Here is a 24,928-nt window from a genome sequence, read left to right as displayed (position 1 = left end):
ATGAATCAGTTAATGTTGCAAGATGGTATACACTATTTGAAAATCAATGGGATTATGCATTGGTGTAAAGTTGCAGGGACAGCTCATAATACAGTCCCTCTTATTATAGTACATGGTGGTCCAGGTGGTAATCATTATGTATTCGAAAGAACGCTTGGTTTGAAGTTAGAAGGAAATATGACTGTAGTTTATTACGAACAAAGAGGTTGCGGACGAAGTGAGGCACCACAAGATGACGGTGAGTACTCAATCAATATTCTAGTCGAAGATTTAGAGAAATTAAGAAAGCAATTACATGTAGAGAAGATAAATTTGTTAGGATATTCTTTTGGTGGACAACTTTGTTTAGAGTATGCTTTGAAATATCCAAAAAATGTTGAACAAATGGTATTACAAGCACCATCGTTAGATGATTTTAATGATATGTATACTGTGCAGATAGAAGGTTTTCTACAAGTAACGAAAGGGGAAATGAAAGAACAAATATTGATAATAAGTAAGTCAGAAATTCCTTTAAAAGAAAGGTATAATCAAGTTTGGAGTATAGTTGATACAAAAGCTGTAGATCGACTATTGTTTAAAAATGAAGAATTTGCAAAGCTAAATCGGAGTCTTTGGGAGGAAAGTCAGTTAAGTAATACAGGGAAGATGAGCAAAGTTATTTTTGGAACAAAAGCATCTTTACCGCTTATTGAGCGTATTAAAGGTTTAGAAATTGATACGTGTGTCATAGTTGGAGCGCATGACTATAACACGGGTGTAGGAATGAGTTATAGAATAACGAGACAATTGAAAAATGGTAAACTTGTTATATTTGAAAATAGTGGACATTTCCCAGATATCGAGGAGATGGATAAAGTATGTGAAACGATTATTGAGTTTTTGGAATAAAAGGGGGATATTAAGGTCGAACCGAATTAATAGAGTTGAATTGGCTATTGGGATATTAAATCATGTAATATGCTAATTGTTTACTTGTAATTGAGGAAGAATCAATTAGTGTATTTGGAAAATAAGTAAAAAAGATCTCGTAAGGTGGAGGTCTTTTTTACTTATTATTTAATATTTTGAACTTATATGAACTGAAGTAGAAGAGTATGATAAGCACTTTCAGGCAACGAGAATATAACCGAAAATAAAATATTACTAAACATATATAACTAATGAATACAATGTCTTTTTCAGTTATTAAGTTGTAAATCATTTTATGATAAAATCTTTTACATAATTTAATAAAGGGGTAGTATTCAATGGGTTATTTCTCAAATGGTTTATTAGTTTTGTTTGTGCTAATCGTATGCAGTTGTATATTTTTTGGTTGATAATATAATGAGAGTCTTATATAAAAGAAGTTATCTTAAGTGAGATAACTTCTTTTTATTTTATATTGAGAAGGAATTCTATCTTTCTTATTGAAGTTTGTTCTAGTTATTTTTACATCGATCACATTTGTGTAATGGGAATTTTATGAAATATAAACAAGCCAGAGAATAGGGAGTATTTACATGGAAAATAGTATACGCTACACAAGTGAACATCCTACAGATTTTAATGGATTATTATCCTTATACGAATCTTTAGAATGGAATTCTCTTAAATTAACTGTTAACGAGTTAGAACGAATGTGTAAGCAAAGTTGGTATGCAATTTATGTTTTTGATGATAAGAGGTTAGTAGGGATGGGGCGTGTCATATCAGATGGAGTCATAACAGGCATTATTTGTGGAGTTGGTGTATTGCCAAAATATCAGTCTAGTGGCATCGGAAAAGAAATAGTGGAACGATTAATCCAGCACTGTGAACAAAACAAGGTTATTCCACAACTTATGTGTGTAGAAAAATTGCAATCTTACTATGAATCTATAGGGTTTGAAGCATTCTCTATTGGGATGACAAAACATATTATAAGATAGAGGTGCTTTATCCTGCTATTTGTCGGGTAGTAAAACCCCACGGATTAAAGTTTCACTTTATATTTTCAGTTTACTTGTACATATTTTCAAACTTCAACATAAAGGAGAATGGCTGTATGGAGATTGCTAAAGGAGTAGAAATGTTACAACTTGAATTTCAAGAATTTGTTATTCATCCAATTCTTTTATGGGATGATGAAATGGCAGTATTAATAGATACGGGTTTCCCAGGACAAATTGAAGATATACAAGTAGAGATGGAAAAGGTTGGGGTATCATTTGATAAGTTAAAAGTCGTGATTTTGACGCATCAGGATATTGATCATATAGGTAGTCTGCCAGAATTGTTGCAGCGCTGTCGAAGTAATATTAAAGTTTATGCGCACGAACTAGATAAGCCATATATCGAGGGGGATTTACCTTTATTGAAGGACGGAAATGTAGAGAACCGCCCAAAAGGAAAAGTGAGTGATACTGTGATTGACGGGCAAGAACTTCCGTATTGCGGTGGAATACTAATTCTTCATACTCCAGGGCATACTCCGGGTCATATTAGTTTATATTTGAAACAAAGCAAAATTCTTATTGCAGGAGACTCTATGTATAGTGTGAATGGGATGTTAGGAGGAATTCACGCCCAAACAACTATAAATATTAAGGAAGCAAAGCAGTCTTTGAAGAAGTATTTAAATTTACATATTGAATCTGTAGTTTGTTACCATGGGGGATTAAGTAAGGAGAATATAAATGTTCAACTTCAAAATTTGTAAAGTTAAAATGGAGTTTTTTGTTAAGTGACGTTGAAGTATAATCTGATTATTAGTATATAAACAAATTATAAAAGAGCATGTTTGAAAAAATTAAACATGCTCTTTTATTAAAGTAAATCAGTTTAATATGAATGACCTAACCCATTCCAATAAAAAGAAACGATTTCTTGTGCTAATTCATCTATATTTGCCAGAATAGGATTGTGATTTTCATCTTTAAAATTCCCAATTGATAATAAAGATACGAAAGCATGAGCCACAAATTTAGCGTTTCCTTTCGGAATTTCTCCCATGTGCATCGCAGTATCGAGTGCTTTTTCTAGCACTTCATACATATTATTTTCAGCATTTTTTAATTCCTTCAATTGTTCTTCAGATAACGACATTTTAGCATCTTTCATAAAATTTTTCATATCAATATCCATCGTTGCGTGTAAGTAAACTTTGGCGAAGTCTAATAATCTTTCTTCTAAAGTTTTGTTTGTAGAGAGTATTTGAGACATATTCTCTCGTATACGTATCATCATTTGGGTCATAGTAGCGGTAAATAAATCGGCTTTTGTTGAATAGTAATAGTAGACGGTTGCTTTCGTAACACCACAAACTTTTGCGACTTCACCCATAGAAACGACTTGATAATTTTGTGTAAGAAATAAGCGAGTTGCCACTTCTAAAATGGTTTCTTTTGTAGATTTTGTATTTTTATTTTGCCGTGGCCTTCCGAGAGGACGTTGTTTTTGTTCCAAATCCATTCGCTCCTGACATTTATTCTTGAGATAATTATAACATAATTTTCAATCATTCTTGATTAATTAACCTACCAGTATATATAATTAATAATGAAGGAAAAAAGGAAGGTGGGTTTTTATGAAAAAGCACCCGTTACATATGTTAGGGAGGCTTGTAGCAGGAAAAAATACGCAATGGATCACTTTATCGGTATGGGTTCTTATTACATTATTACTTTCATTTACGTTACCACAAGTAAACAGTACGAAAGAACCGAATCCAAAAAATTTACCTGAAACAGCTATGTCACAGCAAGCGGAAGCGCTTATGAAAAAAGAGTTTCCGAATAATGCAGGGAATCCGTTGTTAGTAGTATGGTATAGAGATGGTGGATTACAGTCACAGGATTATAAACTCATACAAGACGTTTATAAAGAGTTAAAAGCTAGTCCTTTAAAAGAACAATCAACGTTACCGCCATTTGATACAATTCCAGAGCAAGTATTATCAAAAAGTGCATCAAAAGATGGTACATCATTTGTTACACCGGTATTCTTTAATAAATCTGCTGGTACGGATATATTAAAAGGAAATCTTGAAGAGTTTAGAAAAATAGTGAATAGTAAGGTGGATGAAGATCCATTTAAACAAAAAATAAGTGAATCTGGTTTACATGTTCGATTATCTGGACCTGTAGGTATTCAAACGGATGCAGTTAGTTTATTTAGTCAAGCAGATGTGAAATTGTTAGTGGCTACTGTACTACTAGTGTTAGTTTTGTTAATTTTACTGTATCGTTCACCAATTTTAGCGATTTTACCTATACTTGTTGTTGGCTTTGCATACGGTATTATTAGTCCTACACTCGGTTTTTTAGCTGATCACGGATGGATTAAAGTAGATGCCCAAGCGATATCAATTATGACAGTATTATTGTTTGGTGCTGGAACGGACTATTGTCTATTTTTAATTTCGAGATATAGAGAGTACTTGTTAGAAGAAGAAAGTAAATATAAAGCATTACAACTTGCGATTAAAGCTTCTGGCGGTGCAATAATAATGAGTGCGTTAACTGTTGTACTTGGATTAGGGACATTATTACTTGCTCATTATGGTGCCTTTCATCGATTTGCAGTACCATTTAGTGTTGCTGTATTTATAATGGGAATCGCGGCTTTAACGATTTTACCAGCACTATTATTAATTTTCGGTAGGATTGCATTTTTCCCGTTTATACCGAGAACAACTTCAATGAATGAGGAGTTTGCAAGAAAGAAAAAGAGGGCTGTAAAAGTTGAAAAATCAAAAGGCTCCTTTAGTAAAAAACTTGGAGATGTAGTAGTACGAAGACCGTGGACAATAATTATGCTAACTGTGTTTGTATTAGGTGGATTGGCTTCGTTCGTACCACGTATTCAATACACATATGACTTATTAGAATCGTTTCCAAAGGATATGCCTTCTCGCGAAGGGTTTACGTTAATTAGTGATCATTTCTCGGCTGGTGAACTAGCACCAGTAAAAGTGGTTGTTGATACGAAAGGAAAAGAGCTTCCTATTAAACAAGAACTAGAGAAATTTTCTTTCATAAATACAGTGAAAGAGCCAAAAGAGGGAAAAGAAAATAAGCAAATACAAATGTATGAAGTTTCTTTAGCGGAAAATCCATACTCAATTGAAGCGTTAGATCAAATTCCTAAATTGAAAAGTAATGTAGAAAAAGTATTAAAAGATGCTGGGATTAGTAATGCTGAAGAGCAATTGTGGATTGGTGGAGAAACAGCTTCATTATATGATACAAAGCAAATTACTGAACGTGATGAATCAGTAATTATTCCAGTAATGATTAGCATTATCGCTTTACTATTACTTGTCTACTTACGATCGGTTGTTGCGATGATTTATTTAATTGTAACTGTCGTTTTATCATTCTTCTCAGCGTTAGGAGCAGGATGGATATTGCTTCATTACGGTATGGGAGCGCCGGCCATTCAAGGTGCGATACCGTTGTACGCATTCGTATTTTTAGTTGCTTTAGGTGAAGATTATAATATCTTTATGGTTTCAGAAATATGGAAAAACAGAAAGACACAAAATCACTTGGATGCAGTAAAAAATGGTGTAATACAAACAGGTAGTGTTATTACATCGGCAGGTTTAATTTTAGCAGGAACTTTTGCAGTGTTAGGTACACTTCCAATTCAAGTATTAGTTCAATTTGGTATTGTAACTGCAATTGGCGTATTACTAGATACGTTTATCGTAAGACCGTTACTTGTACCCGCAATTACAGTTGTGTTAGGCCGATTTGCTTTTTGGCCAGGTAAACTTTCAAGAAAGAGTGAAGAAATACAAAAGGTGGATGCATAGTGAAAAAAGCCAAGGGTATTTTCCTTGGCTTTTTTCAATGTAGTTAATTAATTTTTTGAAGTCAAATCATCAGCTGCAGCGTGATCAGCATCTTCAATTGTTGTTTCGGGCATTCCGTATAAGCCGTTCATTGCTTGTTCTTCAATAGTAAGGTTTGCAGTATTATTATTTTGAATAGATGTAGTATTTTCAGTAACATTTTCTTTTTTATTCATATTTTTGTTATTCATGTATGTATCCTCCAAATTTCATTTGATTTATCTATAGTATGTGGATGGATTTCAAGAAATATGTGAATTGATTCTTACATATGTTATATAATTAAATAAATAATTAGGGTGAAATGTAAACTGTTAGGAGTGAACAATTATGGTGAAAGCAAGGGAAATAGCCTTCTAAAATAAAAAGAAAATTTTAGGAGGCTATTAGAATGAAGTTTCATGTAATTGATAGAGAAGATTGGAATAGAGAGCAGTATTTTGAGCATTATTTAAAGTTGAAATGTACATTTAGTATGACTGTTAATGTTGATATCACGATGTTATTAGAGAAAGTATATCAAAAGGGAATAAAATTTTATCCCGTTTTTATATATTTAATTTCTAGAGTAGTAAATAATCATAAAAAATTTCGAACATGTTTTAACGATGAAGGAGTTTTAGGCTATTGGGAGGAAATGATACCGAGTTATACAATCTTTCATAAAGATGATAAGTCTTTTTCAAGTATATGGACGGATTATTCAAGTGATTTCCGCACTTTCTATAAAAATTATGAAGACGATATGAGATGCTATGCTAGTGTTCATGGTCTTTTCACGAAAGAAAATATTCCTCCTAATGTATTTCCGATTTCTAGCATACCTTGGACTAGTTTTACTGGATTTAATCTTAATATTAATAATGATGAAAATTTTCTATTGCCAATTATAACTTGTGGGAAATATTTTAACGAAGGAAATAAGGTTATGCTACCAGTTTCATTGCAAGTACATCATTCGGTTTGTGATGGATATGATGCGAGTCAATTTATAGAAGATTTACAGCAGTTAAGTAACACTTGCAACGATTGGCTTAAGTAATATCTAATTTTTAATTATATAAAGTGAAACTTTAATCAGTGGGGTGTCAGCCCCCGCTGATTATTAGCCCGACCCCCACCTAACTTCTTTGCTTTCGCTGAATTTTGAGATGGGGGTCTTACTGCCCGGCAAATAGCGGAATAAAATTGAAAATGAATAAAAGAAGAGACCATGTTGATATTACATGGTCTCTTCTTTTATTCATTAATACTAAGTAATTGTGGAAAATATAGGATGATTTGTAGTTTAATAGTAAAGAGAGTGATTAGTATTAATTTTCTTTGTTTTTAAAATTTTAAGTATGTAAATGTTTAACAGGGGGGAATAAAGTGAAATTCGTAAGCATTGAAAAAGATGAAATCTTAATTGAGGATATGGCAAAATTGTATTGTAAAGTATTTGAGAAAATAAATTTCAATGAAATGATCGAGCGAATGAATAGGCATATAGAATATACAGGTTTTAAAGGTATAGTAGCAATAAATGATGAAAATGAAGTAGTTGGTTTTACTTATGGTTATCGCTCAATGGAGGGACAGTACTATAATCAATTAATGAGAGAAGCGTTACATCTAGAGCAAGTAGACGAATGGTTGCAAGATTGTTTTGAATTTGTAGAGTTAGCAGTTCACCCACAATATCAAAATAAAGGTCTTGGAACGAAATTACATAATAAATTACTAGAAGGAGTTTCAAATAGAACGAGTGTTTTAACAACACAAAAAAACAATGAAAAAGCACGTTCGTTATATGAAAGATTAGATTGGATAAATGTATTGGAGCCATTTCATCCAAGTAAAAATGATGTTCCATATGTAATAATGGGAAAAGCATTAAAAACAAAAGTGAATTGATAATTATGGCATTCACAAAAATTATTGGTTTGTAATAATGAAGGGGAAAACAACAATGATATCTATAGAAAAAGCTACAATTTTAGATGCTGAGAAATTAACAGAAATAATGAAAAGAACATTTGATGCAGAAGCAAAACAATGGCTATACGGCCAAGATGATGTCATTGATTATAACATTCAACCGCCAGGATATTCTTCAGTTGAAATGATGGAATATTCCATTGAAGAATTGGATTCTTTCAAAGTTGTAATGGATAAAGAAATAATCGGAGGGATAATAGTTACGATTTCTGGTAAGTCGTACGGTCGAATTGATCGTATTTTTGTAAATCCTGTTTATCAAGGAAAAGGAATTGGATCACATGTTATGAAATTAATAGAAAAGGAATATCCAAACATAAAGATTTGGGATCTCGAAACATCTAGTAGACAAATTAATAATCATCACTTTTATAAAAAGATGGGCTACCAAATGATGTTTGAATCGGAAGATGAGTATTGTTACGTGAAAAGAATAAAAACAAGCTCAAACAAAGCGAGTGTAGTTACAAATAAAGATATGAAAAATAGTCAATACGAAAACTGTAATTTAGCAAATACAGAGTATTATCAAGTGAATTTAAAAAACAGTTCATTTGTTGGTAGCAATATAATGAATACGAATATGAGTAATTGTAATGTAAGTCAATCCAAGTTTAGAAATATAAATTTTAGAAGGTCATCATATGCAGATTTAAATCTTTCTGGCAGTAAATTTAATTTGGTGACTTTAGGTGGAGTACAATTTAAAAATACAAGTCTCGGAGATGAGAAGGAACCTATTGTATTCGATAAATGTGATTTGGAAGGTAGCACTATAAGTAATAGTAATCTGAAAAATATTGAAATAGAAAATTGTGATATAGTCGGCATGAAACTAAATGGTATTCTGATTGAAAATTTGCTTGATTTATATAACAAGGTGAAAAGTTAACCAAATCCATATCCATATGTCTTTAATCTTTTTGGAAATTAAGTATTATATCGAAATAATTATGTAAAAATGACATAAAGAAATACGGGCGAGAAGGTCATTCGTGAACGTTTCTAGAATACACACAAATATATTGTTATTTATATGGAGGAGAGAAAGATGGGAATCAACGTTAGAGCAGTAGAAATACAAGATGCTAGAGCAATTCATCGTATATGTATACAGGATGACGTTTTACCGTATATGGTTTTCTTACCTAGCATGCGTGTAGAGGCTATGGAAAATAGAATTCGAAATTTAGCACCAAATCAATTTGAATTTGTTGCAGAATATGATGGAGAAGTTGTTGGGTTTGTAGGTTTAACACAAAGTCCGGGCCGAAGATCTCATTCAGGCGATTTATTCATTGGGGTAGACAGTGAATATCATAATAAAGGAATTGGGAGAGCACTTCTTACGAAGATGCTTGATTTGGCTGATAATTGGTTAATGTTAGAGAGAGTAGAACTAGGTGTGTTAGAAACGAATCCAAAAGCAAAAGCTTTATATGAAAAATTTGGATTTGTAGAAGAGGGAGTAAAGATAGGGAATTTGAAAGCTCATGGAAAGTTTATTAATGAAATTATGATGAGTCGTTTTAGACCGAATGGTTTAATTGTACATAATGAATAGTTAAAAGCATGACAGTATACTGTCATGCTTTTTTATTAGAACTTGGCTGCAATAAAAATAATACTAAACCAATAAAAATAACGGTAATTCCTAGTCCTTGTTGTAAAGAAATAGTCTCATGTAATATAAAGTACGCTAGCATACAAGTGCCAATTGTTTCACCTAAAATACTCATTGAAATTACAGTAGCACTCATCCATTTTAATAACCAATTAAAAATGGTTTGTCCTAAAATTGTAGCAATGAAAGCTAATCCAATAAAGCACAACCAAGTTTGTGTAGAGTAATGGATGAAAGATTCTTTTTGCATGAAAGCAAATATGCCAAGAAAGCCAGCACTACTTCCATAACTAATTACCGAATATGGTATAAGTGACAAATCTTTACGAACGTGTTGGCTAATGAAAAAATAAGCAGTAATGATACCGGCAGCGATAAATGCTAAAATATCTCCATATAAAGTTTCTCCACTAATTTTGAAATCTTGCCAGCCAATGATGATACTACCTGAAATAGCGATGAGGCAACCAATAACCGCTCCTTTCGTAAATCTCTCCTTAAATAAAAAATAACCACCAATCATTGAGAACAAAGGTTGTAACGTTACGATAACTGTAGAGCTTGCTACAGAAGTATATTGTAATGATTCAAACCATAGTACATAATGTGCAGCTAAAAATAGCCCAGATGTGAATCCGAATGTCCATTGTTTTTTCGTTAAAGTTTTTAGCTCATTTCGACTATTTTTATTAAATAGTAATAACGGTAACAGGATCAGTGTGGCAAAGAATAATCGGTAAAAAGCAATGATTGTCGCAGGAGCATCTGCCAATTTTACAAAAATTGCTGAAGTTGATAAGGCGAATACACCAAAAAATAAGATGAAATATGAAAGAATAGGTGATTTCAAAGTTTGTCCCTCCGATAGAATGTTTATTATAATAAACTTAATGCGATATAATGTACAAAAGTAAGTATATAAGTCCCGGAGATAATAGGAAAGGATTATTTGCCTTTGTTTAGTATGTCAGCACAAAGACAATGAAATATGCATTATGATGGACGAAAGGAAGTTTTACTATGATACATGATAGGCTTGGACAAACAGTATTAAGTTATCGTAAGAAAAATAATATGACAATTCGTGAATTCGCTGATTATGCAGGGATTAGTACATCACTAATTAGCCAAATTGAAAGAGGACATGCTAATCCTTCTTTAAATGTTTTGGAGTTAATTGCAAAAGCATTAAATGTACCGCTATTTACACTTTTTATTAATGATATCGATACAGATTCGCTCATTTCTAAGAAAAAAGATCGAAAAAAAGTATATCGGGAAAACAATGATCATATTGTATATGATGTATTAACACCTGATTTTATGAAAGCACGTATTGAAATGTTAATGATGGATTTAAATAAACAAGCAAACACAACAGAAAGTCATTATTCCCATGAAGATAAGGAAGAGATTGCTGTTATTATGAAAGGGGAAGTGTACGTAGAATTGGAGGGAAAAGAATATTTTTTAGAAGAAGGCGATGTTGTACGTATTCCACCAAATGTGAAGCATCGATTTTTGAATAAAAGTGATGAATCGAATCACATTTTATTTGTACTGACACCATCTTTAGGATGAAAATATAGTGATTTTAACTAGAGGAGAAAGAAAATGGAAAACAAAAGTATTTTAAAAGGCGGCCTTTCAATTATTTCTCAATGTAAAAAAGAAACAAATGATATTTGGCATGCGCATTTTGGAGCAGCTGCAATTGCTAGTTATTTTTTTATGAAAGATAATAATATTGATGAAGAAACAGCTCGTAATATGTATTCGCAAACAAGGATGATGCTGAACAAGAAAAAAATTGGTGAGATGATTGATGATAAAAAAGAAATAGATTTTAAAATTGCGGAAAATATGATTATAAAATCTTTAGAACAAACGATTGATGAGCTTCATTGGGTGGGGCATAACGTCATTTATGCGTCATTAAGTTTATTAGCTATGAAAGAGCTACAAAAATGGGGTGATAATCAAGCAATTGAAGGGATTACTACTCTTATTTTATCATTTCGAAAAACAATTCCAGGTAGATCGTGGATTGGTTATACGACGAAAGAAGTAAAACAATTAAGTTTTGAAGAGGAGATACAAAGTGAATTGAGTAATCCAACACAAGTATCTCAGTTCATTTTAAATGAGTTATCGAAATTTAATAGTATTTATCGAGCGGAATCACATCATGATTTAATTGGGCATTTGCTTACATACTCCCACGCAATTAATATAATGTACGATTTAGGACATATAGATATATTTCAACGAGGGATACGTCCGCTGTTAAAACTAGTATACGTACTAAGAGCTAGCCAAAAGCTCAAGCTGAATACGGAAATAACTTTACACTCACCTATAGATCGATTACCTTTAATTCAATCTAAACGTGCAAATATTTTACCAACTGAAAATATATTTTGGATAAAAGACTATAGTGAATTCGATTGGGATTTTGGTCATGTATTTAAATTCTCATATAGTTATTTTAATCATATACAGAGAGCTCCAAATTATAAAGATATCACATTAGAAAAATTCCGTTATGTTATTCATTCTTAATGAACGTTAATGATCTGTAAAAGGATGTTTAATCTAGTTTCTTTTTTTGTTAGTAGTATATTATTTTTTCAAATATGTAAGATTTTACATGTGTATTTTACTTTTACTAATTATGTAAGTAGGCTATACTGAAATACATACATTTTATTTTTGGAGAGATGTAAAACGACATGGAACTAGCGAAATTGGAAAAAGTAATTGAAATAAAAAAAGAAGAACTTTTATATTTAGTATCGGATTATGGAATTCAACATGAAAAAGTATTGGCATTGAGTCAAGAACTAGACAAATTAATCAATTACTTTATGTTTTTAAAATAAAGAGAACTATGACGGGGTTTGTAAATGTTATAGTTCTTTTTTATTAGGTAATTTGAAAATATATTCAAATATATTGTCTAATTTCTTACAGAATGCGCAACTTGCTAGTCGAATATAAGGACTTTTGGTTATAATAAAAAGGAATTATTAATTGTATCGGTTAGGAGCGCAGCACATATGAAAACAGTTGTTGTTATCGGTGGAGGTATAACGGGACTTTCTACTATGTTTTATTTAGAAAAATTAAAAAAGGATTATAATATCGATTTAAATTTAATTCTTATTGAGAAAGAAGAGTATTTAGGTGGTAAAATCCATAGTGTGGAAGAAAAGGATTTCATTATGGAGTCAGGAGCGGATTCAATCGTTGCTCGTAATGAATATGTTATGCCACTTGTAAAAGATTTAAATTTAGAAGATGAAATGGTATATAATGAAACGGGTATTTCTTACATATATTCTGAAAACATGTTACATCCGATTCCTTCTGATACTATATTTGGGATACCGATGAGCGCCCAGTCTTTGTTTAGCAGTACGCTAGTCTCAACGAAAGGGAAAATCGTAGCTTTAAAAGATTTCATAACGAAAAATAAAGAGTTTACGAAAGATACATCACTTGCTCTATTTTTAGAAAGTTTCTTAGGGAAAGAGTTAGTGGAAAGACAAATTGCTCCTGTACTTTCAGGTGTATATTCTGGTAAATTGAATGAGCTTACAATGGCATCTACATTACCGTATTTACTGGATTATAAAAATAAGTATGGAAGTATTATTAAAGGTTTTGAAGAGAATAAAAAACAATTTCAATCAGCAGGAAATAAAAAATTCGTATCATTTAAAGGTGGACTATCTACGATAATTAATCGCTTAGAAGAAGTGCTCACTGAAACTGTCGTAAAAAAAGGTGCTATAACGACGGCTGTAAGTAAACAAGAAGATCGATATGAGATTTCTTTTGTAAATCATGAAACAATACAAGCTGATTATGTTGTTTTAGCAGCTCCGCATGATATAGCACAAACTTTATTACAGTCTAATGAGTTAAATGAGCAGTTTAATACATTTAAAAACTCATCTCTTATAAGTATTTACTTAGGATTTGACATACTAGATGAACAACTACCAGCTGACGGCACAGGGTTTATTGTAACGGAAAACAGTGATTTACATTGTGATGCTTGTACATGGACAAGTCGAAAGTGGAAACATACATCGGGTAAACAAAAATTATTAGTAAGAATGTTTTATAAGAGCACCAATCCGGTATATGAAACAATCAAAAATTATAGTGAAGAAGAATTAGTACGAGTAGCTTTATATGATATTGAAAAGAGTCTCGGAATTAAAGGTGAACCAGAAGTAGTCGAAGTTACAAATTGGAAAGATTTAATGCCGAAATATCATTTAGAACATAATCAAGCGGTTCAAGCATTGCAAGAAAAAATGACGAATCTTTATCCAAATATATATTTAGCTGGTGCCTCATATTATGGTGTCGGAATTGGTGCGTGTATTGGAAATGGAAAGAATATAGCCAATGAAATAATGGCTACATTAAATGAATAATACTGTAGAATAAATAAAAACTGTTCCTTCAGCAAAATGGAGGAACAGTTTTTATTTATTTTATTTGAATGGAAATTGTATTGTTTTTTACATTGTTTTCTTTTAATGTTAATGTTATTTCTCCAGACTCTTTAAATGAATACGGTGATAGTTGATAAATATCTTTTATATCATGTTTTTCTTGTAATTTATTTACCGGTATTGATATGATATTTGGCTTCCATGTTTCTTGTTTTCCTGAAGGATATTCTATAAGTATTACCGGATTTTTTAACTGTATTGTTTTCCAAGAGACAAAATATAGTTGTACTTCTGTATCTTTTTTTAATAATTCTTCGGAGAAATAACCGAATTCGCCTACATTACCGAAAACAGTATAGTTTTGATTTTTTAATTTAATATCTAAATAACTAGGTTGATATGTTACCGCATGATAAGTTCCATATGAAAGTGAGAGTATGGCAGCGATTAAAATACCGATTGAAAATGTCCTAAAGCTATTACCTTTAAAGCTAGTCATCATGAATGAGTTTGGTGTGAATTTTTTTGCGAATAAAAAAATAAGTAATATGAGTAAGAGGGATAAGCCGATGAATATATACATAGATTTTTACACCTCCATAGCGCAAAATGGATTAACTATATTTTACCATAAATGTATGGGTTAGGGTGGTTGTTTAGAAGGAAAAAATGAAGGAACAAATTCTTTACAGTTCTTGATAATTTAAAATTTGATTTATGAAAATTATAGTGTCATGTTTGAGTCGCAATCAGAAGGTATCCAATTCGTGTATATAGAATAAAGAGGGAATGCGCCATTAGAAATGTTTGACTTATGGAACAATAAGGACTTTACTAATTATACATATTTTTTCTGATATAATGAATGAGTAGAGAGAAAGGAGTGATCCTATGGCATTTCCTATATTAGAAACAGAACGCTTACGTTTAGTTGAAATAGAACAATCTTATTGTCAAAAAATATATGAAATCTTTTCATTGGATGAAGTGACGTGTTATTACGGTATGAATTCTTTTACGGAGTTTGGACAAGCTTCACGTATGATCGAATCTTTTTCAAAAAATTACTTTGAGAAAAAGGCAATACGATGGGGAATTGTGTTAAAAGAAACGAACGTTTTAATAGGAACAATTGGACTAAACAATTTACAATTATGGAGTAAACGATCTGAGATTGGATATGATCTGCATCCTCGCTATTGGGGAAATGGTTATGCTTCAGAAGCAGCTGGAGAAATTATTAATTATGGATTTAAAGATTTAGGTTTGTTTAGAATTGGAGCTATTACATATCCTGAAAATGTTACTTCTTGTAGAATGTTATCTAAAATTGGCTTCCAAAAGGAAGGGCTATTGCGCGGATATATTCATCAAGGAAATAAGCAACACGATGCATTATTGTATTCTATAGTGCGAACTGATGTTGAGGACATAAATTTATAATAAAAAAAACCTCTTAATTAAAAGAGGTTTTTTTTATTATAAATTAACCTAATTTAGGTAATAAACGTTCTCCGCTTTTCATGCTACTTTTACATAAAGGGCATTTAGGCTCTTCTTCAAATGAAAAGTTCTTTCTCATCCATCCTAAACAATCCTCTGATTCACATTCCCAAACAGGGGTTTGTTCTGGTGGTACTTCTGCTACATCGTTCTTTCGATTGCGATACATGTAACCACTCCTTTTATGTAAAAAATTTTAGTTATATATTAAAAAGGTTGTTAACCTTGCTGGTAACAACCTTTTTATTGTTTGAATTATAGCTTTACAACGTTTTTAGCTTGAGGTCCGCGGTTACCTTCTTCAACTTCAAAGCTAACTTCTTGACCTTCGTCAAGAGACTTGAAGCCGTCGCCAGTGATAGCTGAGAAGTGAACGAATACATCGTTACCGTCTGCAACTTCGATGAAACCGAAACCTTTTTCGCTGTTAAACCATTTTACTTTACCTGTTAATGTCATGGTAATGCCTCCTAAAAGTAGAAAAATTACAATATGATCGGCCTTATTTGAATGAAAATAAAATTTCACATATTATCAAAAACCCATAAGGAGTACAAACTGTCCCTGATTGATACTTGATAATATGCAAAGAAAATATAGTGTTAAATTGACCTTAATTACTATCTTACAACAAATGGTGGGAAATAGCAAGTGCTGGTAATACCACTGAGTAATCTGGGTGATAATAGTAAAGGCACAAAGGAACCTCTTTTATTTATATATTATTCCTAATTGGGATTTATGCAAAATCATGTAAGAAAAACTTAGAGTAAATATTAATAATATATTTTTCGTGGTAAAATATGGTTGGTTACTGTTGGTAGTTAAATATTATAAAAGGAGAAAAGAAAGTGAAAAATAATTCATTTATAATAATTGAAGCAGCAAAAGCAGGGAGAAAAAAGGTCCATCCAGTCTTTGCTGTAATATTAGCCATTATATTTTTGACTTTAGGCGAACTTTTTATGTTATTTATGTTATTTTTACCGAAAGCTGAAACGATATTCATGAAAGGTATTTATGACAATGTTAGAATGGTGTTAACGTTTGGCGGAGCTATATTTATTTTATTTATATGGGTTCGTTTTGTAGAAAAAAGACCTTTTTCATCCATTGGCTTTTGGAAAGAGAAATGGATGAGAAAGTATTTAAAAGGTGCGTTAATAGGGTTTTTATTTATTTCAACGCCAGTTATTCTACTATTATTAATGGGGAGTGTGAAATTGCAAGTACAACATATTACCTCAACAGTGATAGTAGGAATAGTAGGATCTCTAGTTGCATTTTTAATACAAGGGGCAACGGAAGAAATTATTGTACGAGGTTGGTTATTCCCGGTTCTTTCTGTTAGAAGTCGTATATGGGTTGGAATAATTGTAACTTCATTTTTATTTGGATTTCTTCATCTACTTAATCCAGGAATTACAATATTATCTATATCGAATATAATATTAGTGGGTGTTTTCGCAGCTTTATATGTATTGAAAGAAGACGGTCTGTGGGGAATATGTGCATGGCACTCAATTTGGAACTGGGCTCAATATAATGTATATGGTTTTGCAGTTAGTGGCACAACTGTATATTCTACTCCAATTTTTAAGTCTATAACAAATGGACCAGAAACATTGCATGGAGGCACGTTCGGAATTGAAGGTAGTATCATTACAACAATCATGCTCACTGTCGCTTCAATTGTTTTATGGAGAAAGTTATGGGGAAGAAAAGCGAAACAACGAAATTTTAGTTAATGAAAGAGGGAGAAACTATGGGGATAATAGCATTTGAGGGAGCAAGCGCTGTTGGTAAAAGTACCACGTGCCGTGAATTAGAAAAGAATTATGGTGCTTATATAATACCTGAAGTGAATTCTTTATTTGAAAGACAAAAAAATGAACATAGAACATGGTATTTTGAAAAACAAGTTGAGCGCTGGAATATAGCTGTTCAGAAGTCAAAGCAATATGAATTAGTAATACTCGATGGCGATATATATCAGCCACTTAGTTATAATTGGTGTTTTCATTTTGATATATTTAATCAGCCATTATCTTTAATAGAAAATTTTTATAAAGAAAAGATGATAAATAGGGAAATTGGTTTTCCAGATCAATATTTTTATTTATATACGAACGATGAAGAACTTAGAAAACGGAAAGTATCTGATGAAACGAAAAGAAGGAGAAACTTTGAAAAACATTTACATATATCAAAATCGTTTCAGCGTTATTATGAAAATTTAAATACTGTTACAGATGGGTATTGTAAATTAATTGAGGCAAAAAGTGTAAGAAATAATGAATTAGAAATAGTGAGAAACTCACAAAATTTGAACGTGTGTGAAGAAAGACGTTTTGATGTTTCGAAGTTAGATGCTATTACGAAGTGGTTAAAAGAAAATCGTGCATAAAGTAAAAACAACGAGTGTTGTAGAACGCGCTCGTTGTTTTTTTGTTTCTTTATAAATATAAAGGAAAAATTTGTAGAATATTTTCATTATTTAACAGAATAATCTTTCAATTTTAAAGAAAAAGAAATACAATATGAGGAAGTATATATAAATAATATGATAGGGGATGGGATGCGATATTTTGAATGAAGTAACAGTTTTTATATAAGAAATAATTAGGTAGTCAGAACGGAGATATTTGGGAGGAAACAAGCGAGATGAAAACATTTTTGAAAATAATAGGTGTTATAGCTGGTATGGCGGTAATTGGAGTAGGTTTAACATATGGTATGCTGCATTATTTAAATAATAGTAAACCAGCTGCGAAAAAGGCATCACCAGCTGCTCCAGCAGTAGAAGTATTAGCTGATAGTAACGTAAAAGCAGAAGATGCAAAGCTTTTAGAAAATGGAAATTATTCATTGCCGAATAGTGGTTTTAATAAAAATTTTAAATGGACAGATGAGAACATACAGACAGCATTACATGAAATGGCACATCAAAAAGCGAAAGCTGATCAAAAGTGGGGCTATATTTTTATTACACAAGAGCGGATTGAAAGCTTAATTGATATTGTAAAGAGTAATGATCTTGTACAGGGAAGTACATATGTAGAAATTTTAGAACGATGGAAACAAGGAAAATATGAAAAGGTTGATGGGGATCATAATAAGATTTGGAAATTACAAAGTGGGAATTTAGGAGAAGGAAAAGGAGTAATGTCGGAAGCTGAGCAAAAAGAATTAATTAATCAAGTGTTTATGAACAAAGGTACATATTCAGGTAGTAAATTAATTGCAGGTGGGGGACAGACTAATAAATAGTATACTAATTAATGAAAGAGAGTAATTGCTTATTAGGCAATTACTCTTTTTCTATGTACATCTTAATATTTTAGTCTCGTTCAAGTAAGGAAAGGAACGATTGTAATACCGGGGAAATCCATCTAGATTTATGATAGATTACATAACTTTGAATAACTGTTGGAGTTTCGATAGGTTGAAAACATAGTTGTCCTTTTTGGCAACTTTCTTGTACAACGATATAAGGAAGAATTGAAATGCCTAACTCACACATAACGGATTGTTTAATGACTTCAACATTGGAAGTTTCAAATGTTTTAGCTGGAATATTTCCACTTTGACATAAAAAACGATCTACCATTGGCCTATAGCCGCAGCTTTGTTCTGTAAAAATGAACTGGGTGTCCTGTAATAACTGGAATGGATTTGTATGCGCAGAGGAATAAGCTGGTAAAATCCATCCAAATGTTTCATTACTAAAAGTACGCGTAATAAAATCATTATGTTCTATACTTTCTCCAATTATGAAGACAACGTCTGTTTCTCCTTCACGTAATTTTTGTAATGCTTGTTCATTTGTGTTTGTTTCAAGTACGATATTTACTTTTGGATTTTTCTGTTTGTAAGTACGTAATAATTGTGGTAATCGGTATACCGCTAATGATTCATTAGATGTAATACTTAATGTACCTTCTAAATAATCTGTATTTTGGGGGATTTCTCGCGCTTTTTCATATATTGAAAGTAATTCTAATGCATAAGGATGAAATTGATGACCTGCTTTTGTAAGTAGCACTTTTTTCCCTAACCGATCGAAAAGAGGAATATGTAAATCGTTCTCTAAAGCTTTCATATGTGCTGTAACAGTAGATTGCGCATAACCTAGCGCATGCGCAGCCTTAGAAAAATTACCATACTTCACAATGGCGCAAAATGTTTTAACATGTCTCATTTCCATAAGCGATCCCTCTTTTATTATCATGATTTGTGAATGATTATATCATGTATTTTAATTTTCCAAATGATTAAATTCTGTATAAAATGAAATTGTAGAAATATTCATTCAGGTGATATTGGAGGAGAAAAGATGAAAAAAAAGGGCTATCATGTAGCTGTTGTTGGGGCTACAGGTGCGGTAGGGCAAAAAATTATTGAACTGTTAGAGAATGAAATGAAGTTTAATATAGTTGAAGTTACATTGCTTTCGTCAAAACGATCCGCTGGTAAGAAAGTAAGATTCAAAGGACGAGAGATAATTATAAAAGAGGCAAAAACAACTAGCTTTGAAGGTGTAGATATTGCCTTTTTTAGCGCTGGGGGAGAAGTATCTAGACAATTTGTAACTCATGCAGTTTCTAGTGGTGCGATTGTAATTGATAACACAAGTGAGTACCGAATGGCACAAGGTGTACCGCTCGTTGTTCCGGAAGTGAATGCGCATACTTTAAAGCAGCATAAAGGTATCATTGCAGTTCCAAATTGTTCAGCATTACAGATGGTAACAGCACTTCAGCCGATTCGAAAATCATTCGGTTTAGAAAGAATTATCGTTTCAACATATCAAGCTGTATCGGGTTCTGGCATTCATGCGATTCATGAATTACAAGAGCAGGCTAAGTCTATGCTTGCTGGTGAAGAAGTGAAAAGTAATATATTACCGGAGAAAAAAGATAAAAAACATTACCCAATAGCGTTTAATGTACTGCCTCAAGTAGATATATTTACAGACAATGATTTTACTTTTGAAGAAGTAAAAATGATTCAAGAAACGAAGAAAATATTAGAAGATGAAAACCTGAAAATGGCAGCTACTTGTGTACGTGTTCCAGTTGTATCAGGGCATTCAGAATCGGTTTATATAGAACTGGAAAAAGAAGCAACCGTTGCGGAAATTAAGGAAGTATTAATGGATGCACCAGGTGTTATTTTGCAGGATAACCCTAGTAAACAGCTGTATCCAATGCCATTATATGCAGAAGGGAAAATAGATACATTTGTCGGAAGAATACGTAAAGATCCTGATATGCCAAACGGATTCCACCTCTGGATTGTTTCCGATAACCTATTAAAAGGTGCGGCTTGGAATTCAGTTCAAATCGCAGAGACTTTAGTAGAAAAGGGAATACTTTAATCTAGTTTGAAAAACCGGGGAATCGATAATGATTTTCCGGTTTTTATCCCGCTATTTGCTGGGCAGTAAGACCCCCACTGATTAAAGCTTCACTTTATTTAATAATTGTTTTCTTTATTTCGTCCAACTTTAATTTAAATTAGTCGTTATTGAATTTTTATAAATATCTACTTTATGTGCAGTGAAGCGTAAGGTTTTGGATTCTGCATGAATTGTTAGGTTAATAATAATCGATAACGGCATTTCGACCGTTTTCACAATATCTTCTATAGCAATATACTCATTTTCTGCTTCGTTATAATAAACAACAGAACGAATTACTGCCTCGTTATTTTCAATGTCAATTTCACACATCATAGGGAATTTTTCACCATTATGTAAGAATAGTTCGCCTAGTACGATTGAACCGTTTAACTCCTCTGTAAAATTAGTAGTTGCTGCTGGTTTTACCCATGTTTCGTCATGTTCTTCGTTTTCCTCTTCATCTATTGCCCATTCCCAAATGGGGTTTTGTTTTAGGTCTTCAATAGTTAATTCATCAATTGGTTTGCAATTGCTCATACATAAATTCTCCTTTTGCTTTGATAAATAAGTTTCTTAGTTTCATGAATTAGATGATTGCTTATAAGTGGGGACAATGTATTGTTTTTGTTTATCGGATGTCAAATCACTTTATTTTGGAACTCTATTATTACCATAATCTTAACAAGGCAATTATCAGTTAGCAAATAATCATTAGTTGAGAGTTTTGATGAGGTCTGATGTGAAGGAAAGATAGTGAAAAACAACAGGAATGAATAAAAGTTCTTTAGTATTATGTGGTATAATATGGTAGTGTAAAGAGTGCATTTACACAGGAGGGATTACCAATGCTAAAAGTTATGTTACCATTTATTCTTATCTTTTTTCTTGTTATTGCGATGTATATTGCTTATCAAAAGAGAAAAAAATCTGGGATAAAAGGATTGAAAAGTGCGTTAACTTCTATTTGCTTCTTTTTACTCGCAATCTTAAATATGTTTGCATATTGGTTTCATTTTGGCGGTGCTTTTACTTGGTTATTTTCAATTGTATTATTGCTAGTTGGTGCATATTTTACAAAATATATTCCAATATCTAAAAAGGTACATTAAAATTTATAAGAGTTTAATATAATGTTTACTTTGTTTTGAAAAGAGATTATTCTACTAGATCGTTGTGAAACGGTTTCATAGGATAATCTCTTTTGTTTAGTTTTGGAAAGAACGTACTGTACTTTTTAGTTGCTCAATAAATTCTCGAGTTGCAGCACACATATATTTATCTTTTCTATAAATTAGCCCTATTTCAATTGTTGGAGTAGGGTTTTCTATTTTAATAGCTTGAATGTTTTTATTTTGTAAAAAGTCTATATATGGTTTGGGTAACACTGTAATTCCCATTCCTTTGGAAACCATTTGGATTAAAGATTCCATCGTGCTAATTTCTAAAATTGGTCTTGGTTTAAAGTTGAATTTTTGACAATGAGATGTAATTAGTTCGGTTAAAAAGAAATTTTTAGGTAAAAGAATTAAAGGGTAGTTCTGTAATTCAGCAATAGATACATGATTACGTTCAGCTAATCGATGACCAGTTGGCACGACTAATGTAAGATCGCTTTTGTATAGAGGGATAGAGATAATCTCTTTATCTTGCACCGGCAGAAATGTAATTCCAATATCTAGTTCGTTTCGTAATAATTTTTCACGAATATCTCCTGTGCGAAGCCCTAATACAGAAAGCTCTATATTGGGATATAAATTATTGAAATTTAAAATAGCTGGTGGTAGTAAATAATTTACGACGGTTAACAAAGCCCCTATTGTTAAGGAACCTTGCTGTAATCCGTTTAGATCTTGAATAGCTGAACGAGCTTGTTCGACTTCATGAAAAATGGTTTTACTATGTGATAATAAAATCTTCCCTGCTTCAGTTAAAGATATTTTTTTACCAATTCGATCGAAAAGTGGCATTCCTACTTCATGCTCTAATGCACGTATTTGTTGACTTAGTGAAGGCTGTGAAATATTTAATTTCTCAGCTGCTTTTGTGAAATGTAATTCTTTTGAAACAGCTAAAAAGTATTCAAGTTGTCGTAATTCGATTGGAATCACCTCAAGTATAATAATAGGTTATACCTATCATTATTATATAAATAATTGAATTGAACAATGATTTTAAAGGTTTTATAATCATCTTTATATAGCAGAGAGGGTTGTAAAAATTAATTGAGAGAAAATACATGTAACACCTTTAAAGGAGGAAATAGAATGGCTAATGAATATCAATTATTATCTTTAAATATAGGATTACCAAAAGAGGTTACATACGGTGGAAAGGTAATTCATACAGGCATAAATAAGAAACAAGTAAAGGAACCGGTATATTTATCCTTTGTAAAATTTAATGGGGATGGACAAGCTGACTTAGTTCATCATGGAGGAGTAGATAAAGCAGTTTGTGTTTATACTGGTGATCACTATCCATACTGGGAAAAAGAATTGAATCAAGATCTTGTATATGGGGCTTTCGGAGAAAATATAACAGTTAGTGGTATGAGCGAAGAGGATGTTTGTATTGGTGATACGTTTGAGCTAGGACAGGCAATCGTACAGGTAACACAGCCAAGGCAACCTTGTTTTAAATTAGCAAAAAAATATAATATTCCAAAGTTACCACTATATTTTCAAGAAACAGGATATACAGGATTTTATTTTCGTGTATTAAAAGAAGGATGGGTATCATCAGTCGACACCTTAAAAAGACTACAGTCTGATCCAAAAGGTGTTTCAGTAGCATTCGCTAACCGTATTATGCATAAGGAAAAACAAAATATTGAAGGGGTAAAAAGGATATTAGAAGTAAATGCACTTTCAAATAGTTGGAGAAAGTCTTTTGAAAAGCGTATAAGTGGAGAAGAAATTAATACGAAGGAAAGACTTGAAGGGATAAAAGAATAAAAATATTGTATTATAAATAGTGTATTTCTATTAGTAAAAGCTAATTAGAAAGCGCTATTTTTATAAAATAAACTAATTAATATCCGAAAATCTTAATATTTTTTTATTCGACTTATTTTCAAATAGTCGAAACATAAAATTAATTAGACTTTTTTTTTATGTTTTATGATAGTATATTGATTGGTAAGACCTCTATTTTTAAGAGTAGGTCATATAAGTATATCTAATTTAATGGAATTTAACATTTGGAGGTACAACATGGGGAATGTTGAAAAATTGGCAAGTCTTCTAATAGAAGAACCGAAAAGAGAGCAGTTATTTCCTTTATTTGAAGAAGTGTTTGGAATTACAACTCAAACATTGAATGATTTTTCGGATAAAGGATATTGGGATGATACATATAAAGCTTTATCATTTTTACAAGAAGATAAAGTGATTGCAAATGTTGCGGCATTTTCACTCCCATTATTAATTAATGGTGAAAAAATAAATGCGGCGGGTATTCAATCAGTAATGACACACCCTAATTTCCGTAGACAAGGGCTAATGACACAATTAATGAGTAAAATGATAGAAGAAATTGATAAGAAATGTGAATGTGCATTATTGTTTACGGAAAAACCTGAACTATATACAGCATTTGGATTTAAAGTTGTGCAGGAATATTTGATGACTATACCATATGATAAAAATATTAATAATAACCATTCACTACTTAAAAAGTTAGATTTCTATAATATAGAGAATAGACAGTTAATACATGAAACGATTGATAGTAGCCAAAGACTTTCAAATAGTTTTTCAACTTTAAACTTCCATCCTTCATTTTATTTGAATATGTATGATTCGGAATGGAATGAGAAATTGTATTATTCAGAGAAACTAGATGCTTTAATCGTTTATGAAGTAGACAATGAAAAGTTGAAATTATTTGGAGTATTTGCGCCAGTACTTCCGGTTTTAGATGAATTATGTGGAGAAATCAATGAAAGGTTTACGGAAATCGAATTTTATTTTTCACCGGATCAATTAGGGGTTGAGGATGTACAGTTTAAAGAATTACAGTCTAGCAAGTATTTAATGGTTCGAAGTGATAAAGAGTTAGATTTTAAAGGTTATAAATTCCCAGTATTAGCGGAGTTTTAAATGTCTATATAAATGCTTTATTAT

At 31.8% G+C, this 24,928-nt stretch carries 29 protein-coding genes; 20 read left to right on the top strand and 9 right to left on the bottom strand.

Going from position 1 to position 24,928, the window contains the following annotated elements:
- From AU379_RS12170 to AU379_RS12160, 3 genes are all read left to right on the top strand, one after another.
- Positions 1 to 891: an alpha/beta fold hydrolase gene (locus tag AU379_RS12170; RefSeq protein ID WP_061139311.1), complete on the top strand. Its 891-nt coding sequence runs from the start codon at positions 1 to 3 to the stop codon at positions 889 to 891.
- Between the two features lie 614 nt (positions 892 to 1,505).
- Positions 1,506 to 1,913, top strand: a complete 408-nt coding sequence (locus AU379_RS12165; RefSeq protein ID WP_000431733.1) for a GNAT family N-acetyltransferase — start codon at positions 1,506 to 1,508, stop codon at positions 1,911 to 1,913.
- Between the two features lie 116 nt (positions 1,914 to 2,029).
- Complete coding sequence (locus tag AU379_RS12160) at positions 2,030 to 2,683, top strand: MBL fold metallo-hydrolase (protein WP_061139310.1); 654 nt, start codon at positions 2,030 to 2,032, stop codon at positions 2,681 to 2,683.
- A 122-nt stretch (positions 2,684 to 2,805) separates the two neighbouring features.
- Here the strand turns inward: AU379_RS12160 and AU379_RS12155 are convergent, their stop codons facing one another.
- On the bottom strand, positions 2,806 to 3,429 hold the full coding sequence (locus tag AU379_RS12155) for a TetR/AcrR family transcriptional regulator (RefSeq protein WP_000436044.1): 624 nt from the start codon (positions 3,427 to 3,429) through the stop codon (positions 2,806 to 2,808).
- Positions 3,430 to 3,550: 121 nt separating this feature from the next.
- On the opposite strand from AU379_RS12155, the gene AU379_RS12150 reads away from it, so the two are divergent.
- Positions 3,551 to 5,782, top strand: a complete 2,232-nt coding sequence (locus tag AU379_RS12150) for an MMPL family transporter (RefSeq protein ID WP_000716579.1) — start codon at positions 3,551 to 3,553, stop codon at positions 5,780 to 5,782.
- Positions 5,783 to 5,829: 47 nt separating this feature from the next.
- On the opposite strand, the gene AU379_RS12145 is transcribed toward AU379_RS12150, so the two are convergent.
- Positions 5,830 to 6,012, bottom strand: coding sequence for a DUF4021 domain-containing protein (locus AU379_RS12145; protein WP_001060657.1), 183 nt, complete (start codon positions 6,010 to 6,012; stop codon positions 5,830 to 5,832).
- A 200-nt stretch (positions 6,013 to 6,212) separates the two neighbouring features.
- On the opposite strand from AU379_RS12145, the gene catA reads away from it, so the two are divergent.
- From catA to AU379_RS12125, 4 genes are all read left to right on the top strand, one after another.
- Entirely contained in the window at positions 6,213 to 6,863 is a 651-nt protein-coding gene (gene catA / locus AU379_RS12140; protein ID WP_000668535.1) for a type A chloramphenicol O-acetyltransferase, read from the top strand.
- 329 nt (positions 6,864 to 7,192) lie between these two features.
- Positions 7,193 to 7,717, top strand: coding sequence for a GNAT family N-acetyltransferase (locus AU379_RS12135; protein WP_061139309.1), 525 nt, complete (start codon positions 7,193 to 7,195; stop codon positions 7,715 to 7,717).
- Between the two features lie 37 nt (positions 7,718 to 7,754).
- Positions 7,755 to 8,693 carry a GNAT family N-acetyltransferase gene (locus AU379_RS12130; protein ID WP_061139308.1) on the top strand — a complete coding sequence of 313 codons (939 nt, stop codon included), beginning with the start codon at positions 7,755 to 7,757 and terminating at the stop codon, positions 8,691 to 8,693.
- A 159-nt stretch (positions 8,694 to 8,852) separates the two neighbouring features.
- Positions 8,853 to 9,365: a GNAT family N-acetyltransferase gene (locus AU379_RS12125; RefSeq protein ID WP_000512619.1), complete on the top strand. Its 513-nt coding sequence runs from the start codon at positions 8,853 to 8,855 to the stop codon at positions 9,363 to 9,365.
- Between the two features lie 22 nt (positions 9,366 to 9,387).
- On the opposite strand, the gene AU379_RS12120 is transcribed toward AU379_RS12125, so the two are convergent.
- Positions 9,388 to 10,275: a DMT family transporter gene (locus AU379_RS12120; RefSeq protein ID WP_061139307.1), complete on the bottom strand. Its 888-nt coding sequence runs from the start codon at positions 10,273 to 10,275 to the stop codon at positions 9,388 to 9,390.
- A gap of 170 nt (positions 10,276 to 10,445) precedes the next feature.
- Here AU379_RS12120 and AU379_RS12115 point away from each other — a divergent pair, with 170 nt between their 5' ends.
- From AU379_RS12115 to AU379_RS12100, 4 genes are all read left to right on the top strand, one after another.
- Entirely contained in the window at positions 10,446 to 11,006 is a 561-nt protein-coding gene (locus AU379_RS12115; RefSeq protein WP_000581029.1) for an XRE family transcriptional regulator, read from the top strand.
- 33 nt (positions 11,007 to 11,039) lie between these two features.
- Positions 11,040 to 11,987: a hypothetical protein gene (locus AU379_RS12110; protein ID WP_000428899.1), complete on the top strand. Its 948-nt coding sequence runs from the start codon at positions 11,040 to 11,042 to the stop codon at positions 11,985 to 11,987.
- Positions 11,988 to 12,157: 170 nt separating this feature from the next.
- Positions 12,158 to 12,307, top strand: coding sequence for an aspartyl-phosphate phosphatase Spo0E family protein (locus tag AU379_RS12105; protein ID WP_000417698.1), 150 nt, complete (start codon positions 12,158 to 12,160; stop codon positions 12,305 to 12,307).
- Positions 12,308 to 12,484: 177 nt separating this feature from the next.
- Positions 12,485 to 13,876 (top strand): protoporphyrinogen oxidase, encoded by a 1,392-nt coding sequence (locus AU379_RS12100; RefSeq protein WP_000860361.1) that lies wholly within the window; start codon positions 12,485 to 12,487, stop codon positions 13,874 to 13,876.
- 55 nt (positions 13,877 to 13,931) lie between these two features.
- Here AU379_RS12100 and AU379_RS12095 read toward each other — a convergent pair whose 3' ends face one another.
- Entirely contained in the window at positions 13,932 to 14,480 is a 549-nt protein-coding gene (locus AU379_RS12095; RefSeq protein ID WP_000275249.1) for a hypothetical protein, read from the bottom strand.
- A gap of 308 nt (positions 14,481 to 14,788) precedes the next feature.
- Between AU379_RS12095 and AU379_RS12090 the strand changes: the two genes are divergently transcribed.
- Positions 14,789 to 15,340 carry a GNAT family N-acetyltransferase gene (locus AU379_RS12090; protein ID WP_000885392.1) on the top strand — a complete coding sequence of 184 codons (552 nt, stop codon included), beginning with the start codon at positions 14,789 to 14,791 and terminating at the stop codon, positions 15,338 to 15,340.
- Between the two features lie 43 nt (positions 15,341 to 15,383).
- Here AU379_RS12090 and AU379_RS12085 read toward each other — a convergent pair whose 3' ends face one another.
- Positions 15,384 to 15,569 carry a cold-shock protein gene (locus tag AU379_RS12085; protein WP_000286203.1) on the bottom strand — a complete coding sequence of 62 codons (186 nt, stop codon included), beginning with the start codon at positions 15,567 to 15,569 and terminating at the stop codon, positions 15,384 to 15,386.
- Positions 15,570 to 15,655: 86 nt separating this feature from the next.
- Positions 15,656 to 15,859 (bottom strand): cold-shock protein CspD, encoded by a 204-nt coding sequence (gene cspD, locus AU379_RS12080; protein WP_000176366.1) that lies wholly within the window; start codon positions 15,857 to 15,859, stop codon positions 15,656 to 15,658.
- A 392-nt stretch (positions 15,860 to 16,251) separates the two neighbouring features.
- Between cspD and AU379_RS12075 the strand changes: the two genes are divergently transcribed.
- The 3 genes from AU379_RS12075 (at position 16,252) to AU379_RS12065 (ending at position 18,670) form a co-directional block, all read left to right on the top strand.
- Complete coding sequence (locus AU379_RS12075) at positions 16,252 to 17,148, top strand: type II CAAX endopeptidase family protein (RefSeq protein WP_000794817.1); 897 nt, start codon at positions 16,252 to 16,254, stop codon at positions 17,146 to 17,148.
- Positions 17,148 to 17,807 carry an AAA family ATPase gene (locus tag AU379_RS12070; protein WP_157462626.1) on the top strand — a complete coding sequence of 220 codons (660 nt, stop codon included), beginning with the start codon at positions 17,148 to 17,150 and terminating at the stop codon, positions 17,805 to 17,807. The genes AU379_RS12075 and AU379_RS12070 overlap by 1 nt, the downstream gene beginning before the upstream one ends.
- A gap of 257 nt (positions 17,808 to 18,064) precedes the next feature.
- Positions 18,065 to 18,670, top strand: a complete 606-nt coding sequence (locus AU379_RS12065; protein WP_000846982.1) for a PRK06770 family protein — start codon at positions 18,065 to 18,067, stop codon at positions 18,668 to 18,670.
- Between the two features lie 70 nt (positions 18,671 to 18,740).
- Here AU379_RS12065 and AU379_RS12060 read toward each other — a convergent pair whose 3' ends face one another.
- Positions 18,741 to 19,607 carry a LysR family transcriptional regulator gene (locus AU379_RS12060; RefSeq protein WP_000425905.1) on the bottom strand — a complete coding sequence of 289 codons (867 nt, stop codon included), beginning with the start codon at positions 19,605 to 19,607 and terminating at the stop codon, positions 18,741 to 18,743.
- 129 nt (positions 19,608 to 19,736) lie between these two features.
- On the opposite strand from AU379_RS12060, the gene AU379_RS12055 reads away from it, so the two are divergent.
- On the top strand, positions 19,737 to 20,780 hold the full coding sequence (locus AU379_RS12055; RefSeq protein WP_061139305.1) for an aspartate-semialdehyde dehydrogenase: 1,044 nt from the start codon (positions 19,737 to 19,739) through the stop codon (positions 20,778 to 20,780).
- Positions 20,781 to 20,909: 129 nt separating this feature from the next.
- On the opposite strand, the gene AU379_RS12050 is transcribed toward AU379_RS12055, so the two are convergent.
- Entirely contained in the window at positions 20,910 to 21,341 is a 432-nt protein-coding gene (locus AU379_RS12050) for a hypothetical protein (RefSeq protein WP_000063764.1), read from the bottom strand.
- 308 nt (positions 21,342 to 21,649) lie between these two features.
- Between AU379_RS12050 and AU379_RS12045 the strand changes: the two genes are divergently transcribed.
- On the top strand, positions 21,650 to 21,913 hold the full coding sequence (locus AU379_RS12045) for a hypothetical protein (RefSeq protein WP_044584452.1): 264 nt from the start codon (positions 21,650 to 21,652) through the stop codon (positions 21,911 to 21,913).
- Between the two features lie 96 nt (positions 21,914 to 22,009).
- Here the strand turns inward: AU379_RS12045 and AU379_RS12040 are convergent, their stop codons facing one another.
- On the bottom strand, positions 22,010 to 22,912 hold the full coding sequence (locus AU379_RS12040; protein ID WP_000612241.1) for a LysR substrate-binding domain-containing protein: 903 nt from the start codon (positions 22,910 to 22,912) through the stop codon (positions 22,010 to 22,012).
- A gap of 156 nt (positions 22,913 to 23,068) precedes the next feature.
- Between AU379_RS12040 and AU379_RS12035 the strand changes: the two genes are divergently transcribed.
- Together AU379_RS12035 and AU379_RS12030 are read left to right on the top strand one after the other, a co-directional pair.
- Entirely contained in the window at positions 23,069 to 23,758 is a 690-nt protein-coding gene (locus tag AU379_RS12035; protein WP_001262998.1) for an MOSC domain-containing protein, read from the top strand.
- Between the two features lie 258 nt (positions 23,759 to 24,016).
- Entirely contained in the window at positions 24,017 to 24,904 is an 888-nt protein-coding gene (locus AU379_RS12030) for a GNAT family N-acetyltransferase (RefSeq protein ID WP_061139304.1), read from the top strand.
- Positions 24,905 to 24,928 lie beyond the last annotated feature (24 nt).

The sequence above is a fragment of the Bacillus sp. JH7 genome, assembly GCF_001563515.1.
Lineage (GTDB): Bacteria > Bacillota > Bacilli > Bacillales > Bacillaceae_G > Bacillus_A > Bacillus_A cereus.
The sequence above is the reverse complement of the archived record's forward strand: the minus strand, read 5'-3'. Positions and strand labels throughout refer to the sequence as shown.

Coding starts and splice junctions, on each gene's coding strand:
- AU379_RS12035 (WP_001262998.1), top strand. CDS start 23,069: ATGGCTAATGAATATCAATTATTATCTTTAAATATAGGATTACCAAAA.
- AU379_RS12050 (WP_000063764.1), bottom strand. CDS start 21,341: ATGAGCAATTGCAAACCAATTGATGAATTAACTATTGAAGACCTAAAA.
- AU379_RS12110 (WP_000428899.1), top strand. CDS start 11,040: ATGGAAAACAAAAGTATTTTAAAAGGCGGCCTTTCAATTATTTCTCAA.
- AU379_RS12085 (WP_000286203.1), bottom strand. CDS start 15,569: ATGTATCGCAATCGAAAGAACGATGTAGCAGAAGTACCACCAGAACAA.
- AU379_RS12095 (WP_000275249.1), bottom strand. CDS start 14,480: ATGTATATATTCATCGGCTTATCCCTCTTACTCATATTACTTATTTTT.
- AU379_RS12060 (WP_000425905.1), bottom strand. CDS start 19,607: ATGGAAATGAGACATGTTAAAACATTTTGCGCCATTGTGAAGTATGGT.
- AU379_RS12170 (WP_061139311.1), top strand. CDS start 1: ATGAATCAGTTAATGTTGCAAGATGGTATACACTATTTGAAAATCAAT.
- AU379_RS12090 (WP_000885392.1), top strand. CDS start 14,789: ATGGCATTTCCTATATTAGAAACAGAACGCTTACGTTTAGTTGAAATA.
- AU379_RS12030 (WP_061139304.1), top strand. CDS start 24,017: ATGGGGAATGTTGAAAAATTGGCAAGTCTTCTAATAGAAGAACCGAAA.
- AU379_RS12145 (WP_001060657.1), bottom strand. CDS start 6,012: ATGAATAACAAAAATATGAATAAAAAAGAAAATGTTACTGAAAATACT.
- AU379_RS12130 (WP_061139308.1), top strand. CDS start 7,755: ATGAAGGGGAAAACAACAATGATATCTATAGAAAAAGCTACAATTTTA.
- AU379_RS12045 (WP_044584452.1), top strand. CDS start 21,650: ATGCTAAAAGTTATGTTACCATTTATTCTTATCTTTTTTCTTGTTATT.
- AU379_RS12160 (WP_061139310.1), top strand. CDS start 2,030: ATGGAGATTGCTAAAGGAGTAGAAATGTTACAACTTGAATTTCAAGAA.
- catA (WP_000668535.1), top strand. CDS start 6,213: ATGAAGTTTCATGTAATTGATAGAGAAGATTGGAATAGAGAGCAGTAT.
- cspD (WP_000176366.1), bottom strand. CDS start 15,859: ATGACATTAACAGGTAAAGTAAAATGGTTTAACAGCGAAAAAGGTTTC.
- AU379_RS12105 (WP_000417698.1), top strand. CDS start 12,158: ATGGAACTAGCGAAATTGGAAAAAGTAATTGAAATAAAAAAAGAAGAA.
- AU379_RS12055 (WP_061139305.1), top strand. CDS start 19,737: ATGAAAAAAAAGGGCTATCATGTAGCTGTTGTTGGGGCTACAGGTGCG.
- AU379_RS12100 (WP_000860361.1), top strand. CDS start 12,485: ATGAAAACAGTTGTTGTTATCGGTGGAGGTATAACGGGACTTTCTACT.
- AU379_RS12115 (WP_000581029.1), top strand. CDS start 10,446: ATGATACATGATAGGCTTGGACAAACAGTATTAAGTTATCGTAAGAAA.
- AU379_RS12070 (WP_157462626.1), top strand. CDS start 17,148: ATGAAAGAGGGAGAAACTATGGGGATAATAGCATTTGAGGGAGCAAGC.
- AU379_RS12065 (WP_000846982.1), top strand. CDS start 18,065: ATGAAAACATTTTTGAAAATAATAGGTGTTATAGCTGGTATGGCGGTA.
- AU379_RS12165 (WP_000431733.1), top strand. CDS start 1,506: ATGGAAAATAGTATACGCTACACAAGTGAACATCCTACAGATTTTAAT.
- AU379_RS12150 (WP_000716579.1), top strand. CDS start 3,551: ATGAAAAAGCACCCGTTACATATGTTAGGGAGGCTTGTAGCAGGAAAA.
- AU379_RS12125 (WP_000512619.1), top strand. CDS start 8,853: ATGGGAATCAACGTTAGAGCAGTAGAAATACAAGATGCTAGAGCAATT.